The sequence below is a fragment of the Parabacteroides sp. merdae-related_45_40 genome, assembly GCF_001915675.1.
This window is the reverse complement of sequence record NZ_MNQY01000112.1, coordinates 95,977-113,345: the sequence shown is the minus strand read 5'-3', so window position 1 is coordinate 113,345 and position 17,369 is coordinate 95,977. Positions and strand designations below refer to the sequence as shown.

9 protein-coding genes and 1 pseudogene are annotated in these 17,369 nt (G+C 46.2%); 2 read left to right on the top strand and 8 right to left on the bottom strand.

What is annotated here, in order from left to right:
• From BHV83_RS13405 to BHV83_RS13375, 7 genes are all read right to left on the bottom strand, one after another.
• Positions 1-1,099 (bottom strand): SusC/RagA family TonB-linked outer membrane protein (locus BHV83_RS13405; protein ID WP_286757614.1); only part of this gene is annotated, 1,099 nt, incomplete at its 3' end.
• Positions 1,100-1,827: 728 nt separating this feature from the next.
• A complete protein-coding gene (locus BHV83_RS13400; protein WP_286757613.1) occupies positions 1,828-4,716 on the bottom strand; it encodes a glycoside hydrolase family 38 N-terminal domain-containing protein in 2,889 nt (962 codons plus the stop codon).
• A 1-nt stretch (position 4,717) separates the two neighbouring features.
• Positions 4,718-5,860, bottom strand: coding sequence for an MFS transporter (locus tag BHV83_RS13395; protein ID WP_122145321.1), 1,143 nt, complete (start codon positions 5,858-5,860; stop codon positions 4,718-4,720).
• Positions 5,850-8,219: a GH92 family glycosyl hydrolase gene (locus BHV83_RS13390; RefSeq protein ID WP_250788834.1), complete on the bottom strand. Its 2,370-nt coding sequence runs from the start codon at positions 8,217-8,219 to the stop codon at positions 5,850-5,852. Before BHV83_RS13390 ends, BHV83_RS13395 begins: the two co-directional genes overlap by 11 nt.
• The gene (locus BHV83_RS13385; RefSeq protein ID WP_005866408.1) at positions 8,216-9,319 is read right to left on the bottom strand and encodes an ROK family protein; all 1,104 of its coding nucleotides are present in this window, start codon (positions 9,317-9,319) and stop codon (positions 8,216-8,218) included. The genes BHV83_RS13390 and BHV83_RS13385 overlap by 4 nt, the downstream gene beginning before the upstream one ends.
• A 146-nt stretch (positions 9,320-9,465) precedes the next feature.
• Positions 9,466-11,211: a class I mannose-6-phosphate isomerase gene (locus BHV83_RS13380; RefSeq protein WP_122378983.1), complete on the bottom strand. Its 1,746-nt coding sequence runs from the start codon at positions 11,209-11,211 to the stop codon at positions 9,466-9,468.
• Positions 11,212-11,243: 32 nt separating this feature from the next.
• Positions 11,244-12,545: a glucosidase family protein gene (locus BHV83_RS13375; RefSeq protein WP_122145319.1), complete on the bottom strand. Its 1,302-nt coding sequence runs from the start codon at positions 12,543-12,545 to the stop codon at positions 11,244-11,246.
• A gap of 102 nt (positions 12,546-12,647) precedes the next feature.
• On the opposite strand from BHV83_RS13375, the gene BHV83_RS13370 reads away from it, so the two are divergent.
• Together BHV83_RS13370 and BHV83_RS13365 are read left to right on the top strand one after the other, a co-directional pair.
• Positions 12,648-13,538 carry an AraC family transcriptional regulator gene (locus tag BHV83_RS13370; protein WP_005866402.1) on the top strand — a complete coding sequence of 297 codons (891 nt, stop codon included), beginning with the start codon at positions 12,648-12,650 and terminating at the stop codon, positions 13,536-13,538.
• A gap of 87 nt (positions 13,539-13,625) precedes the next feature.
• On the top strand, positions 13,626-14,972 hold the full coding sequence (locus BHV83_RS13365) for a sodium/glutamate symporter (protein WP_005858025.1): 1,347 nt from the start codon (positions 13,626-13,628) through the stop codon (positions 14,970-14,972).
• On the opposite strand, the pseudogene BHV83_RS13360 reads toward BHV83_RS13365, so the two are convergent.
• Positions 14,959-17,325 (bottom strand): annotated as a pseudogene (locus tag BHV83_RS13360) (ABC transporter permease). The gene BHV83_RS13365 and the pseudogene BHV83_RS13360 overlap by 14 nt on opposite strands.
• Positions 17,326-17,369 lie beyond the last annotated feature (44 nt).

Below are 17,369 nucleotides of genomic sequence, written 5' to 3'. Positions count from 1 at the left end.
AGTTCAAGAAAGCACCCATTGAAGAGCTCTTACCCGCTTGTTGGATATTCAACTGATGGTTGTGAGAAACCGCGGTACGAGTAGCCTCATCTTGCCAATTCGTATCATACAGAGGATTACCGTTTGCATCAAAGAAATCTGAATCATTAAACCAATCAGCACGGTTCAAAGACCAATTTTTACCTTGCCACTTATTCTCGTTTTCCAGACCAATCATGAATGCGTCACACCACTCTTGGGCGTTCATCGTATCCATCTTACGAGCGATATGGCTTGCGCTGACAGATCCTTGATAGCTAACCTGTACACCTTCACCATCTTTCTTACCACGCTTCGTAGTTACCATGATAACACCATTGGCACCACGAGCACCGTAGATAGCGGCAGCGGAAGCATCTTTCAAGACCTCCATAGACTCGATATCATTCGGGTTCACCAAGTCGAAGTTCTCCATAACAACACCGTCTACCACATATAGAGGGTTTGAAGAAGCGTTGATAGTAGCCATACCACGGATAACGACACGGTTAGAATAAGCACCCGGCTGGCTGGAGTTTGAGAAGATGTTTACACCAGATACCTTACCGCGCAAGTTGTCTAGCGCACTAAAGTTTTGATTCTTTGTCAAGTCGTCTCCTTTAGCCACACCGATAGAAGCGGTCACGTCTGACTTACGCATCGTACCATAACCTACAACTACAACCTCGTCCAAAGTTTGAGTGTCCTCTTTTAAAGTTACTTTTATTGAAGATTGATTTTCCACCGGGATCTCTTGGGACAAATAACCGATATAGGATACCACCAAGATGTCATTTGCGGACACGCCTTCCAACGAGTAATTACCGTCGAAGTCCGTGATCGTACCATTTGTAGTGCCTTTCACCACCACGTTAGCGCCAATAACAGGCTCACCAGCACCATCAACAACCATACCTGTCACTTTCTTACCCTGCTGTACGACCATCACTTCATCAACCGTACCTGCGGAAGCGGGAACGGCCATAGCGGCGTCTACAGAGAAGGCAGAAAGCAGCAAACAGAACGCTGAGGCTTTAGCTATCCCTTGAAGGGATAATAGCTTAGATTCATTCTTTGTCATTTTGCTCTTGTTTTAAATTAAGTTTAGATTGATTACATTTATATGTAATATTATATTGTAGAATAGACATAGTTCGTACGGAACTAGTGCGCCATTCATGGTCTATATCATTAAAAACTGGGCAAATGTATAACTTTTTTTGTAAACTAGACTTAAATCTATAGTATTTTTTTAATAAAAATAACACATTTATCACAAATCACCCCTTGAAACCAAGAATATCAGCCCTTAAATGTACTAAAAATATATTGTTCCGTACGGACTTACAATAGTATCATCGTCTTTCTATCACATAAATAATTAACTATCAAATATTAACAGTAAAAACACTTTAAATTGGTTACAATAAACAAATGTTAAATTTATTGAGATTCAAGGCTAGGCGAAAATGGCACTAGTATGGCTTCTATGAAAAAAACAGATAATGTATTCAGAGACTGGATAATATGAAAAAATTTAGCCCTCCTTTATAAATAAAAGAAGAACCACATTATCTACAATATTTCTACCAAGAAAGCGCCATAGACTTATTCCCACAAGGCTTGAAATCCAATAAGGCATTACCCGAAACAGAGTCTCTCATGACACTCTTCACCCATCACTCTAACACAAGCAAGTCTTCTGCTTAGAATAATACCGATTTATTTGGGATTAAATCCTATCAAAACATTCAATATACAAACATAAGACAAACTGGATAAGGGCGGGCAAACCCCGCCCCTACCATGCTACCAAGATAATTTTATAAACTTATTCTCCCACGGAGCGAAACTCAACGGATTCCCCGAAACTGGGTCTCCAACGACATCACAAACCGTAGTTTTCACAAAATTAATTTTATCTGAAGTTACGGAGAAAGTAGCTGGCTTCCCGCCTATCTCACGCAATTGAAGCATAACAGCATTCTCGCCTTCCACAGGCCTCATGTTTACCAACAACAAATTCTCCGGTACGATCTTGAAAATGGAAGCCGATTGAAGAGGCTCCACCTTTTTATCTCCGGCAGGCAAAACACGGGTCAAGAACGGAATCCGGTTTTCCCAAGCGAACTTAGTCGCATACTCAATAGTGTTGTCTTTCGAAGAGTTGATGAAGTAACTCCATTGCATCTCTCCCATTTGGTCCGCATTGAAATTGGTTACCCAATAGTTGTTCATCGGCCATGAATACATATTCGTGGACTGAGGTACGGCTCCGGCCTTATACCGCCCCGTATTGATCGCCCCAAATTGCATTAATGGTATTTCTTGGCTACCCATCACGACCTGTGACTCTCCATTACGAGCCGTAGCGAAGTTTTGCACCGTGTACCAATCGTTAGAGGAGCCCGGGATTTGGTCTACACCCGCCTCAATCGATCCGCCGGGTACATCCAAATGGATCTTACCGCTTTCAACCTCAAACGGGAAAGCGATATAAACCGCTTCCGGATCTGTTACCGCTTTTTTACGCAAGCGATAAACTACCTCGATTTTCTTTGTTACGTTAAATACACGGAATTCCACCATCAAATTATTCGGCTCACGTCCCGCTACTGTCTCTCCCCGAAAACGATATGTATCCCAAACATCGCCTTTCTCATATTTCTCGAAACGCATCTTCTCGGGACGACGGCGGAGGAATTGGGGAGCACGATATTGTTCCATCGGATGACGGCTATCGATAATCTCATAAATAAACTCTCCCATCTCCCATTCCGCATCCGGCGTAACCAATTGTTTGTTCAAATCCTTATCATATAATTTACGAATCGTACCTTTACGGGTATTGAAGTCGATGGCATACCAAGGATTCTCCACATGTGTCTCTTTTAATTCCGTTGCGCCCTGTATTTCCGGACGTGGCGCATCCTTTACTTTTATATAATACTGCGCATATCCCAAGGCCGGGACATCTTTCACGTAAAAGCTCCAATAGGTACCGTCGGAACGGCTTTCGCCAGCTTGTGCGGGAATTACGTTGCCAGCCGCATCCACGATCTCGAAAGCCTTGTCTTTCGGAAGAATCTGATGATCGACATAAGCTTTAGCGATACCGCTATAACTCCAGTTGAGCGTATTGAATACAGCGATAGACGGAACGTCGCTTTTAGGCACGAATGATTGTAATATACCCATAGTAGCCTCTCCCAGCAAACCGGAATGGCGATAGGCTTCCCACGCATACGATTGTTTCAAGGAGCGTTGTTCCCAAGTTTCCAGTCCATAAGCGTTACGTACGCTCTCGCTATGCCCGAAAGTATGCTCATCATAGAACAAAAGAGCTTTGTTGATGTCCTGAATCCGATCATTGATGTCTTTCGGCAATTGAGCGCCTAGCATTTTAGCAAATGACAATCCGGCTTGATTCGCGATAATATCCGAATGAGTCACACGAGATATGGCGGCTTCACGGGCACCGGAAGCGAAACCATCCGTCCACCAATCCGGCCAAGCTCCACGAATAGTCTGAATATGATCCGCATATTGGCTCTCTACCGTCTTAAAAAACTCACTGGCTACCGCCGTGCGTAATTTCGGCCATTCATACTTCTCATTCCATTTCTGTAACATCTCGCAACTTTTAGTCGAAGGGGGCGCATTATCCGTAAGATATCCCGAATGCTGCACCGCTAATATATCATACGGATAATTTTTCGCTTCCATTTCACCTAAATAAGTTAAAACACGCTCCTCAAACTGGTCAAAGTTATCTGTATGAATCCCGAAAAAATTACCATAGTGATAATGCTCCGCACGATAAGTCAAGACCTTCTTCCCAGAAGGTGATTCCCACCAAAACACCGTAGGTTTATCAAAGCAGATCAACGCTCGATGACCATGGGTTCCCATATTCACATATTTCACGCCGGCATCTGCGAAATACTCGCTGAAACACCAACCGATACCATTCACGTCGTCTTGCATAGCTACCTCGGCACGCATCCCATTTTCCCTGAATTGCTTGATCGGATAAAGAGAAGCGGCAAGTGTCTGCTCATCCGGTAATTCGTCAAAATTCAAGAACATCGTTGCTAATTCAATACGGCCTTCCTTTACCCGTTGCTTCAAGCGAGCGATCTGTTCCGCAGGACGACATTTCAAATATTCGCTAACCGCCCAAGCGATCTCGCAAGTCCAACGGAACTTAGCGAAATCCGGATAATTATCCGTAGCGTCACAATAATCCAACGCATAATCAATGTATCGAAGCTGTTCTGCCAAGATTTCCATTTGGGAACGGGTATAACCGATATCCGTATGGGTGTGTTGCACCATATTCATCTGCCAATGTCGAACCGGTTTTACGGTCACCGTAGTTTCCTCTTTCTCTTTCCCACTTGTCAACGTCAACGGTAATTGGCGAGTCGTGCTAACCTCGGGTATCTCGATTCGGAATACATTATCCCCGGACACCAGTTTCTCTTTATGGCTTTGCTCGCCTAAATGGATCGTCACTGTAGAAGGTTCTCCTTCATGTTTTACGGAGATCTCGACCTTTTGGGTCAGTCCGTTTTTCGATTTATAAACCGCCGGTAATACACGGCTCTTGACATCCGATAATCCCGGAGACGCATGAACCGACAATGTCCCGATCAACAAAGCCAATCCTGCTGATAAATAAGTTCTTTTTTTCATCTTATCGTGTTTTTATTGATATAAGTCCTATATACAACATACATATTAATAATAGCATCAAGCCGGCTACCTGTCCGAACATATCGGCTATGCCTCCCATACAAGGCGTAATCAAAGCGCCTCCTGATACACCCATAATCATCAAGGCCGAGACCTCGTTCGATTGCTCCGGCCGATGTTCCAACGCAAAAGAGAACAGGATCGAAAACACATTCGAGCAAGCCAAGCCAACCAGTACGATCATAACGCCCATGCCCCACAAGCTATCCGAGATAAGCAATCCTACGAAAGCAAGGATAGCGATAAGCATGCTTCCCCTTAAGAAGGGTCGTGACGAGATCCTCGCCAGCAATATAGCCCCCAGGAAAGAACCTCCGGTACGAGCGGCGAAATAAAGGCTACTCCCTAATCCAGCCTCTTGCAACGGCATGGATAACTTTTCCATCAATAGCTTAGGGATCGTCGTATTCAGACCGACATCGATCCCGACAATACACAGAATCCCCAAGAAAAGCATCCGTATCCTAGCATCTTTACATAAAGCTAACGTAGAGGCGAACGAGGCTTCTTGCCCCTCTCCTTCCTCTTTACCCGGAATAGTCGTTATCAACCAGATGATAGATGACAAGGTAGTCACCGAATAGACAATGAATATCAACTTCCAATCTCCCCAGAAAGAAGAAGCTATACCTGCAATAATCGGCCCTAAGAAGGAAGATACCGCCTTAATAAACTGCCCTAAAGTAAGCACGCTCGTTACTTTATCCGGATTTACCACCCGCGCTACCATCGGATTCAAGGACACTTGCAAGATCGTATTTCCAATTCCCAGCAAAGCGAACGCAAACAAGATACAAGCAAAGTCATAGAAGAATAGAGGTATCAGCATCGCCAAGGTTGTGATAGCCAAGGCTACGACCACCGTATTCCTACGCCCGTGCCGTCCCATCCAGATACCGGTAGGGACAGAGAACAGGGCGAACCAAAGAAAGACCATCATGGGCAATAGGTTCGCCAACGTATCGGACAAACCAAAGTCCATCTTCACATAATTCGTGGCAATTCCCACGACATCCACGAATCCCATCACGAAAAAGCCGAAAAGGATCGGGAATATAGCGGAGTTCGTACTTTTAGTTCTCATATCGATCTTTTGGTTGGTTACCCATTTCTAAAACCAAATGTCCACCTTGAACAATCTCCGAGAAAGGAATACGAGTATCCGTCAATGGTTTCCCGTTTAAGTCCATGGATTGCACGTAATCATTTTGCTTACTATTATTACGAGTCTCGATCACGAATTCCTTCCCTTTATAATAGCGGTCATTCAGCCGGATCGTAATCTTATCGAACAAAGGACTACCCAAAGCGAAAGAAGGCGCTTGATCCGTCAAGCCTTTCATATCGAATAAGCCTAAGGAAGAGATCACGTACCAAGCCCCGAGCTGGCCTTGATCCTCATCTTGTCCGTAGCCATAACCGTGGATGCCATCCGTACCATAGAACTCATTCAAGATCGCCCGCACCCATTTTTGCGTAAGCGAGGGACGACCGGCCTCGTTGAACATCCAAGAGATGTGCAAACAAGGTTGATTTCCTTGGTTATACAAGGTTTGCAAACCGGCGAAAGCCCCTACTTCCGTGCCTCCGCTAAAGATTAATTTACGAGACACCGTGAAGATGCTATCCAACCGATGGTTAAACACGTCCGCACCAACTTTAGCGACCAAGCCTTTCGCGTCGTGCGGTACATAGAATGTATATTGCCAAGCGTTACCTTCTTGGAATCCGCGCCATACTTGCATCGGATTGAAGTCCTCGATAAACGTACCATCCTTCTTTTTAGGACGAACAAAATTACAGGAAGGGTCATAGATACGCTCCCAGCCTTTCGATAAGTCCATCAAACGGTTATAATCGTCCGTCTTACCCAGTTGCTTCGCCCATTGGGCCACGGCCCACGCACTATAAGCATATTCCAAGGTATGGGAAGCGGAAAACATGAAAGCCTCGTCCGGCCCGTCCCCTTTATCCAAATGAGGTACATAACCATATTCCACGAAATAACGGGTATCGATCTTTCCCGCGCCCAACGGACGATTCTCCCCATCCAACTCATTCTTCAAGCAAGCCTCATAAGCCGTATTCACATCGAAATCCCGGATGCCACATTGATAAGCGCCAGCGATAATCGTACTTAATAAATTCGTACCAACCCCGGAGACATAACGGCTATTAGCGATTCCATCCGCCAGCCAGCCGGCGTCCTTGTACACCAACAAATGGCTACTTATATAATCCGAATAATATTCCGGATAGGCCAAAGCCCAAACCTGTGTCAGATTCCATTGCGCTCCCCAAGCGGCATCGGTATTGTATAAGTTATGTACCGGTTTCCCGTCTTTCAAAGGGATTTGTCCTACCGAGCCATCATTTCTCGGATAAGCGCCATTCACATCGCTAGCTAACCCACGCCCCAATAAAGCGTGATACAAACCGGTATAGAATTTCACCTTATCCTCTCGCGCTGGAGTCTCTACCCGGATACGTCCCAAATATTCTTCCCATGTTTGGCGAGATATTTCCCTTGCCTCGTCAAACGTAAGGGTAGCGGCCTCAGTCTCCCTATTTAACCGGGCATTCTCCACGGATGTATAAGAAAGACCTACTTTAGCGGTTACCGACTCTTGATCTTGGGTACGGAATGTCAGATAAAGTCCGGCCCCCACGCCCGTCGCTTTCCGTTCATCCGGACGGATATCCGCTCCGTTGAAAGCGCCAAATCCAACGGGAACCTTGTCCAGCACCGCCGAGAAATACAAAGGAACCGATGCCCCGGGTTGATATTTCCTCACATATTCAGGCTCGGTAATCACCCAGCCCTCGATACGCCCGTCTTCCGTAAAAGTAATTTCAGCATCCCGTACAGCTCCGCTCTCTCCTTGACGGTTTCCTATATCGAACAAGATATGGCTATCCTCCCCGGCCGGAAATGTATAACGCTGAATAGCGACACGAGGGGTAGCGGTAAGCTCCGCACAAATCGAGTAATCTTTTAGGAGAACGGAATAATAACCGGCGGTAGCGATCTCGTCCGCACGATCAAAACGGGAACGGTATCCTATACCTGTCGAGTCGTCTACCGCCCCGGGAATTGTTTTCAATGAACCCGTCGTAGGCATCAGTACGATTCCACCGATCTGAAACTCATGCAAGCAGGGGAAACCCTCGATCGATTGATCCCGATAATCGTAACCGGTCGCCTCCCAACCGGATTTATTCCCGATATGCCCGTTCGTAGAAGGAGCCGGCTTGGCCATACCGAAAGGCATCGCTCCCGGGGTAAAATGAAACCAACGGCAATGCGCCGTACCGATCCGAGGTTCTACATATTGGCTAAGCTCATCTTGCTGAACTTTCTTGCCTTGTGTCACGCAGGATGTGAAGAAAGCACACGCAAACATCAGGAACCATACAGGTCCTATACTATATTTTTGTCTCATATTCCTTTAGATAGATGGTTTAACGCAAAAACATAAGCTCCCATAGCGATCGAGCGATTAGCACCTTGTTTACTTACGGTCACCCCTATCCGTTTACAAGGATCATACCCTACCTTGCGATTGGTACCCGGAATGGGTACCTCGACAGCTCCTCCTTTAGCGAAATCAGCGAAACTCTCCGCATCCTCCAAAAGATAAGCTTTCATTTGCAATCGGCCGAAACGACTTCCATCCATCATACCGGTAGATGAGTTCAATTCTTTCAACAAAGCAGGGAGAATATATTTAGAAGCCCCCGATAGTCCACCACCGATCACGATGATGCCATCGATTAAAGTAATGGCAGACGCCAACGCATCCCCCGCTAGCTCCCCTAATTCGGAGAAAGCCGTAATAGCAGCCTCCCGGTTACCCGGGCAAATACCCTCGGCGATCTCAAAGATCTCTTTCGGAGTATGCACTCCCGTATCACCGGATCGTTCCGCATATACTCGCATGACCGCACGTATGCTGACACTCTCCTCTACGATATACTCCGGATATTTCTTATTCCGAAAACACCAGATATCTCCTCCTGCCGCATTATCTCCCAATAGAAGCTTTTGATTAATGACAACCCCGGCACCAAAACCGGTACCCAAGGTGACTCCCAGCAGGTTCTTATATTGCTTCATGCTTCCTGCCTCCCGCAAACGGCGGTTTATATCCGGAAGGGCTCCGGTTAACGCTTCTCCATATGCGAATAAATTCCCATCGTTATTGATAAATACCGGTATCCCGAATATATCTTCCAGAAACGGTCCTAACGCTACTCCACCCCGGAAAGAGGGGAAGTTGGGTAAATCGCCTATGATACCGGCTTGATAGTCTGCCGGACCGGGAAAAGCGAAACTGATAGCGACCGGAGTTTCCGGCAAGCCTGCCTGAATTGCCTTAAAACCCTCTACCAAATTGCCTAAACACTTATCTAAACAATCCGCGCATGCCGGAAGAACTACCGGATCGGCTATCTCTTTTCCTCCTTGGATGGCAGAGAAAACAAAATTCGTTCCTCCCGCATCCAATGTCATTACTATTCTATTGTCATTTGTATACATCATATATTCCTTTTCTTTATTTACCCATGTTCCGCCAGTGCCACCGTGGTGGCACAGCCGTGCCATAGGGTTGGCATTGGCGTGCCATCGCAGTGGCACTACCGTGCCATCAAGGGTGGCACAGTTGTGCGATGCCTATGGCACGGTGATTATTGCCTAAATCGTACGTAAGCTTTTATAGTACCGCAGTATTTACCTACGGACGATCCATACGGGCGGATCGTATATTCACCCACGCAAGCCGGAATGATAAAAGTCTCCGCATAATGAACGATGAATGGTTCAAAAGCGTTTGTCGGACTCTCCACGATCAACTCATCTCCCTTGATTACATTCAGCACTTGCACCCCTCCATTCGTATTGTGAGGCACGATATCCGTGAACCAATGACGGCGGGTCTCGATGAACTCGTTCTCATGCAAGCCGGTCCGCTCCTCCCGCCAACCGTCTCCCTCGGCGATCATCTCCACTTGGTTGATCAAGTTATGACGGACAAACTCCGTTTGCCGCTCCCATTGGATCACTTTCGAGCCGTGGCCGATATTAATCGGTCGAGGCAGTCCGTCCAATCCCAAGCGGCCCCAGTCCCAAAGCTTAAAGGTAAAGATACTTGGGGTAGCGCTAATCTCCAGCACCATGGCACCGGCTCCCGAACAATGGACCGTTCCGGCGGGGATCAGATAATGATCATGGCGTTTGGCAGGCCATTTGTTGACATATTTCTCCGTATCGAAAGGCTTTCCGGTCTGTTGGGACTCGTTTAGGGCAGCGATCATCTCGTCCGGGTTGACACCGGTTTTCAATCCCAGATAAACGGTAGCGTCCTCCTCGGCATCCAGCAGGTAGTAGCTCTCGTCCTGCGTATAATAAATCCCGAACGTATCCCGGATATATTGGGTGACCGGATGCACTTGCAAACTTAGGTTTCCTCCTCCCATCGTATCCAAGAAGTCGAAACGGATCGGGAAATCTTGTCCGAAACGAGCCTCGACCGGCCCGCCCAGCAAGTCTCTCGTCTTATAGAATACCAAGTCATTGGAAGGGATCTCAAACAGCTCTCCGGCAACTTTCAGGTATAAACTATTTTCCTCGGGCACGCAATCAAAACACCAGCCGAAGTTATCTTGCTTTTTATCCAGATCACAGACCTCTTTCATCCATTGGCCGCCCCAAGGAGCCGGATCGAAGAAAGGTACTACCCGGAACGGAGTATGCGCCGTTTTCTCCAACCCTTCTTTCAAGATCTCCCCGGAAATCATCTTAGGTGTTCCGACGATATGGGTATCCAACCAATAATCGACCTTGGGAAGGACTTTCTTCTTCAGATTATCGCAAACAATCCAATCAATAAAATATCCTCGCTTATAATGGTACGACGGGGCTTCCTCCCGGTTTTCCACACCTAGCCCGTTCACCTCTTTTCTACGGGAACGCATCTGGATCTCCCAACGAGCCATATCCGCGTAGATCAATTTGTCCGGAGCGGGAACGATCTCGGCGGCGGCGTGGCCATAAACGATTGTCCAGCCTTTTCCATCACGCAAGGACTCCCGGCAGGCGTTCACCTTCTCCTCATCCAAGAAATACGTATAAGAGAAATGAGCCCGGCGGCCAAACAACCGGTCATCCGTCAGATAAGGATAGGTCATCGCCTCTATATCTTCTGCCGATTTAAATAAATCTCGCGTATTGATAAAACGATCGGGCGCGAGCGCTTGCAGTTCACGCATCAACTCCTCGTGATGAACCCCTTGGTAGCATTCCACCACCCAAACTTGTGATCCATTCGTTTCCGCATGGACCTCCGCCAATCGCTTCCGTATCGATTCCCAGCCTTTCCACAAGGTACCGTCTACAACGGTGGCCGGCATTTTATCATAATTACTTTTTCTCATCTCTTTTGATATTTAATATTGCACGCTTGTATTTAACTCTTATTTTTCTCTGCCCAATCCCTTAATAATTCAATCGCCTTAGATAGCACTCCGGCCGACCCCTTGAAATTACCAGAGCCACTGGGGACACCGCCTTTGCCATACCATTCGTAGAATCCGTCATTTTGGATCACACGCTCGATCATCGGATGAATCTCCGCATAAGCCTCCTCAACCATTCCATTAACGACAAGCTGCTGGATCATCCGACCGCCAAACCAAGTCCAATCCCCGCCATTCTGATACAGATAAGCCTTTGACATTCCTCCATGGAAAAAACCATCCGGATACACGGGATATAAGGTAAGACCAATGCTTGGCATACCCGACAGGCGAACATTCTCAAGCATCTGGGCATTTACGGTACGTATCTCATCTTCCGACAACAAGCCGGCCTCTATAGCGATAGCCGTCCCACCATGATAATGAATGGCAAGTTCATCAAAACCTTCCGGAATCGGAGATTTCTCCGGATAAATATGAGGAATGAACTTCTGGCGCTTCTCGTCCCATAAATGAGTCCGTACGTTCTTGGCGATTCCCTCCCGTAAACTTCTCCAACGGGGAGCTTGCGGGGAATCGGGAGCCATCTCCAATAAATAATCTAAAGCGATAAGAAACATAGCGTTATCATATACGTCAATGGCCGGATCGGATAGCTCATTCATGTCACATCCGAAATCATCGTTCGGCTGCACGTCTCCCCAGTCCGCCGTCATCGCCCCGTATAGCAATCCATATTCCTTATTATATCGTTCTCGCATCAAGTAATCTACCATCAAGTTCATTCGCTCCAAGACGGTCTTTCCGGCCACCACCTCATCCAGAATACCCCGGTCACCCGTCTTACGAATGTATTTACCTACGATCTGAATCAAGGAAGACTCTTGGTCCGTCTCTACCGTATTCTTAAAAGCGACATGTTTCGGGGCGGCATTCGAATAATAAGGCGTATCATCATACCATGTAAAATCTTCTTTCAGCACATAACCATCGATCATCTCATCATTCGGCTGTTGAAGAGCGAAAAACAATAAGATAGCTTCCCGCAGTTCGTGTGGATCACTCTCCTCGCAAGCGATCTCTATAAACGTATTCATATCACGAGCCCATATCTGGGAATAACCGCTGCCCGCGTTAAAACCATTGCGGATGGTAGCACGAGCCATACTATCGACCTTCAACAAATTCGTATCAGACAATATCTGATTGGCCAATCGCTGTCTATCGGTTAATCCCGTACAAGACAAAAAAGATACAAATACAAAAGAAACTACAACTAGAATTTTATTCATGGCATTATGTTATGATTTATGTCGGCAAAATTATTTCAATAATCCAGAAAGGAATACTACATTTGTTCCGATTTACTTGTACAATCTTATGATTTATAGATCATGGTCAAGATAAAAGAAGGATTTAAGGGAGAACGGCTCGTTTCTTTACCCGAGGAACTATTGGCAAGCTACCGGAGGGAACCGCTCATCAATAATTTATATGTACGCAAGATCGGTTTCTTCCCACGTGTTAAATATCATTTTCTCCAAAAAGAACATGGCTGTGACTACGCCATGCTTATTTATTGTACGGAGGGAAAAGGATGGTATCGTATCCTCGGTAAACAATATACCGTGGAGAAATACCAATATATCATCATCCCTCCCGGTATCCCCTACTCATTCGGGGCAGACGAGGGAGATCCATGGACTATTTACTGGTTACACTTCCAAGGGAAGCTTCGCGATCAATTCCTGCCGTCGCATCCGGTTCCGGTCACTATTTCGCCGAATGAATATTCCCGTTTACAAGATCGGTTACGGCTGTTTGAGGAGATATATAGCAGTTTCTCCATGGGATATATTAAAGAATATATGATTTATTCCTCCATGTGCCTTTACAATTTTCTGGCCTCTTTCATCTATCTGGAGCAATTCCGCCATATCATGATTCCCTCGCAAAAAGAATATCCATTCACGGCACGGGTTATTCATTATATGCGTGAGAACATCCAGCAGAATCTTACCTTGAAGGAATTAGCGTCTTATTTCAAATATTCCCCTTCTCACTTCTCGGCTCTCTTCTTTGGCGAGACCGGGGTCTCGCCCATGAATTACTTCATACGCTTGAAAATACAGAAGGCTTGTGAATATATCGAGCTAACGAATATGAAGTTGAATGAGATCGCCACGCATCTGGGATTCGAGGATGCCGCCTACTTCTCGCGTACGTTTACGAAAGTTATGGGTTGCTCTCCTTCCGTTTATCGTAAAAAGGAGATGGAGATATAGAATTCGTTTGGATTTCTAGTATTTCTCATGAGAATAAAATATATTTGTACAATAGATATTTAAACGAACATAAAGTAAGTAGTTACTATGATAGACCTAACACAGTTCACCCCTTGGACTCTCTTTACGGATCTTGGATTCATTTCGATACTTCTATTGGTTGGCAAATTCATACGAGTCAAGGTAAAACTGATACAACAATTATTCATCCCACCCAGCTTGATCGCAGGCTTGCTAGGACTGGCGTTCGGACCTAATGGACTGGGGTGGATTCCGCTTTCCAATGACTTAGGTACTTATGCGGCTATCCTTATCGCCTTGGTGTTCGGCGCGTTGCCTTTATCTTCCCCGAACGTCTCCATGAAAGAAGTAGCGAAACGAGTCGGGCCGATGTGGGCGTACGCTCAGGTGGGTATGTTATTGCAATGGGCATTGGTAGGCCTTTTCGGATTGTACGTGATCAAACTGATCTGGCCGGACCTGAATGACGCTTTCGGCATTATGTTGCCGACAGGCTTTTATGGCGGACACGGCACGGCCGCTGCTATCGGGTCTGCGTTCGAGGGATTGGGCTGGGACGAGGCTCGCAGTTTAGGCATGACAACCGCTACCGTGGGGGTTATTTGCTCGATCATCGGAGGTTTACTGATGGTCAAATGGGCGGCCAAGCATAAACAAACCGCTTTTATCTCGGATTTCGACGATCTCCCGGATGAGTTGAGAAGCGGGTTGCTGCCGGAGGATAAGCGGGATTCCATCGGAGAGGCTACGACTTCCTCCATATCCATCGATACGCTGACTTTCCATGTGGCCTTGGTGTTTGTCGTGGCTTTTTTGGGATATATGGTTAGCCAAACCGTAAAGGTGTATTATCCGGTATTGGAGTTACCTGTTTTCAGTTGTGCCTTTATCATTGGATTAGTATTAAAGAAATTCTTCGATGCGACAACCATATCCAGATATATCTGCCCGCAGACGACCCAGAGGCTGAGCAGTTCCTTCACGGATATGTTGGTAGCTTGCGGTGTAGCGTCTATCAAGCTAGGGGTGATCGTAAAATATGCCTTGCCGCTTATCGTACTCATCATAGCGGGCGTGGCGATCGTCTGGTGCATAACATTCTTCTTAGGAAGAAGATTAGCCAAGACCTTTTGGTTCGAGCGCATGATTTTCGCTTGGGGATGGTGGACCGGCACGATGGCCATGGGCATCGCCTTGCTGCGGATCGTCGATCCGAAACTTTCCAGCAAAGCGATGGATGATTACGCGATGGCTTACCTGCCTATAGCTCCCATAGAGATCTTATTGATCACCTTCGTCCCCATCCTTTTCGTCAACGGATTGGGAGTTTGGTTGCTATTAGCCTGCTTGGTCCTTTCCCTACTGATCTTGCTACTGGCGTGGAAGATGGGATGGTGGATTACTCGCTCTTGATACTATTTACCGGGTTCTCGTTCGCCGCTTTCCAGTTCTGGAAGCTTACGGTCAATAACGTGATTACGGTTACGATCAATAAGGCGATTAAGAATACCCACCAATGAAGCGGAGTCTTATAAGCGAAACCCTCGAGCCACATCTTCACGCCCTGCCAAGCGACCGGCGCCGCTATCACGAAGCAAATACCTACAATCCTCAGATAGGCCTTATTAAACATCAGCAGGATCTCTCCTACCGTAGCTCCATGTACCTTGCGGATACCTATTTCCTTACGGCGGTATTGAGTCTCGAACACCACTAAGCCAAATACTCCGACCAAAGAGATAATAATCGCCAGTAAACTAAAAACCGTAACCAGATCGCGTAGATTCTCCTCTTTCTGGTAAAGATGATTAAAGATCTCATCATAGAATTCGATATTAAACGGATAGGAAGGATCTAATTCTCTCATCGTCTCCTGAATGTGACCTACTACGGCATGAATGTCCGATCCGGCTTTCAAGCGGATATAAGAGATTGGCAAAGAATAACCAAAGTTTCCGACCAAGAAAGCGATATTATCCTCTCCACCACGAAGCGAGGTGAATTTCACATCGTCGGAGAAACCGATAAGATGACCGGGAGAATAGCTATCGAACGCGTCACCCACTTGCATATCCAACCCCTCCATCGCCGTACGATTGAATATATAAGACGTATGATCCGAAAGTTCGTCCGCCTTTGAGAAATCTCTCCCTTCTATAACCGGAATCCCCATCACCCGCAAGAAATTGGAAGATGCTATAATTATGAAATACTGAAAGTCCTTACCCTTATAACTACCGCCATTCGTGTTATACCCGTCCTTAGAGCCCACTTTCTCCATAGCGAAAGCTACATCCTCGATCCCCGGATTCTCTTTCAAGCGATTCACATATGTATCGTGATGCTTATCGTACATTGTCTCATTCAGCTCCACGATAGCTACCTGGTCTTTATCGAATCCTAAAGAGAAATTCCGCATATAACTATTCTGGATTTGCACAAAGCAAGCCCCGATAATCAACACGATCGAAACAACGAACTGGACACAAATCAATGTCGTACGTAACTTACGCCCGGAAGGAGATAACCCGAAGCTGCCCTTCAGCACCAAGGCCGGAGGAAAAGAAGTTATATAATAAGCAGGATAAATACCCGCCAGCCAACCGATAACCAACGCTACGATGCCACACAAGAAAACGATCGGAAGATTTGAGACCAAACTCAAATCGGCCTCGATAAAAGGTAGCGCTTCCGCCCAATCCAATCCCCAAACGATAACGAGACTTACCAGCCATGCTATAAAACTAATAAGGGCTGCCTCTATCAATAAAGATCTGCGCAACAAAGTATCCGAACTACCCAATACCTTCTGCGTATTGATACTTTTGATTCGCAACGGAGTCAGAGAAGTGCTAAAGTTCGTGAAGTTAATAGCCGCGACAATGACGATCAGAAGAGCTATACCGAACAATAAGGCCGTGACTTCCTTGTTTCCGCTCCGGAATGTACCACCGTCTTGCGTCTCATTCATATAATAAATATCAGTCAGCGGAACGAGCCGGATCTGTTCTCCTTCATGGTAAATCTTCTTGAAATCAAAATGACGGTTGAAATTATCGGCAACCTCATCTGCCATGGCAGGATTATCAAGCAATAAATAACAAACCCAGTTACTTGAGCTAAAATTATTGATATTATAATCCGGATCGATCGCCGTATAGACCACGTTCCGAAGCTGCGTGTTCTCCGGGAAATCCTTATAAACCGCGCCAATCGTAAAGAGCTTAGCCGATTTAGTCCAGATATTTTCTTCCGCTCGCAACGTCTTACCAACCGCAGAGATATCTTCCCCAAACAACTTGTCAGCCAAGCTTCGGGGTACCATTACTTTCTCGGGATCTTTCAAGCAATCGATATCGCCTTCCACGATCGGGAACGCGAATATCTTCGGTAAACTAGCGTGGCAGGTTGTCACGATTTCCTTAAACCCAAACGGTTGCCCGTTTCTATCCACCGAGAGATAAACACCATTCTAGCCAAAAGAAGGAGTCAACAATGTACCCGCCTCTATATGCGGGGAAGATTGGATGACAGCCTCCACAAAGGCACGGGGTAATATTGTCCCGAAAGTACCCGGAATGGTCAAGTCCACCCTAAAAATCCGCCCGGACGTAGGATGGCAACGGTCAAAAGTCCGCTCAAAATTAATCTGTATCAAAATCACGATAAAAGCGGCGAAAGCGACCGCTAATCCCGCTACATTCAAAAAGGTAGCTACCTTGAAACGTATTAATACATTGATGAAATTGCGTATGATTGTTTTCATAACTTACTCTATTTTATTGATACTAAAATCGACCCAAAAAGAGT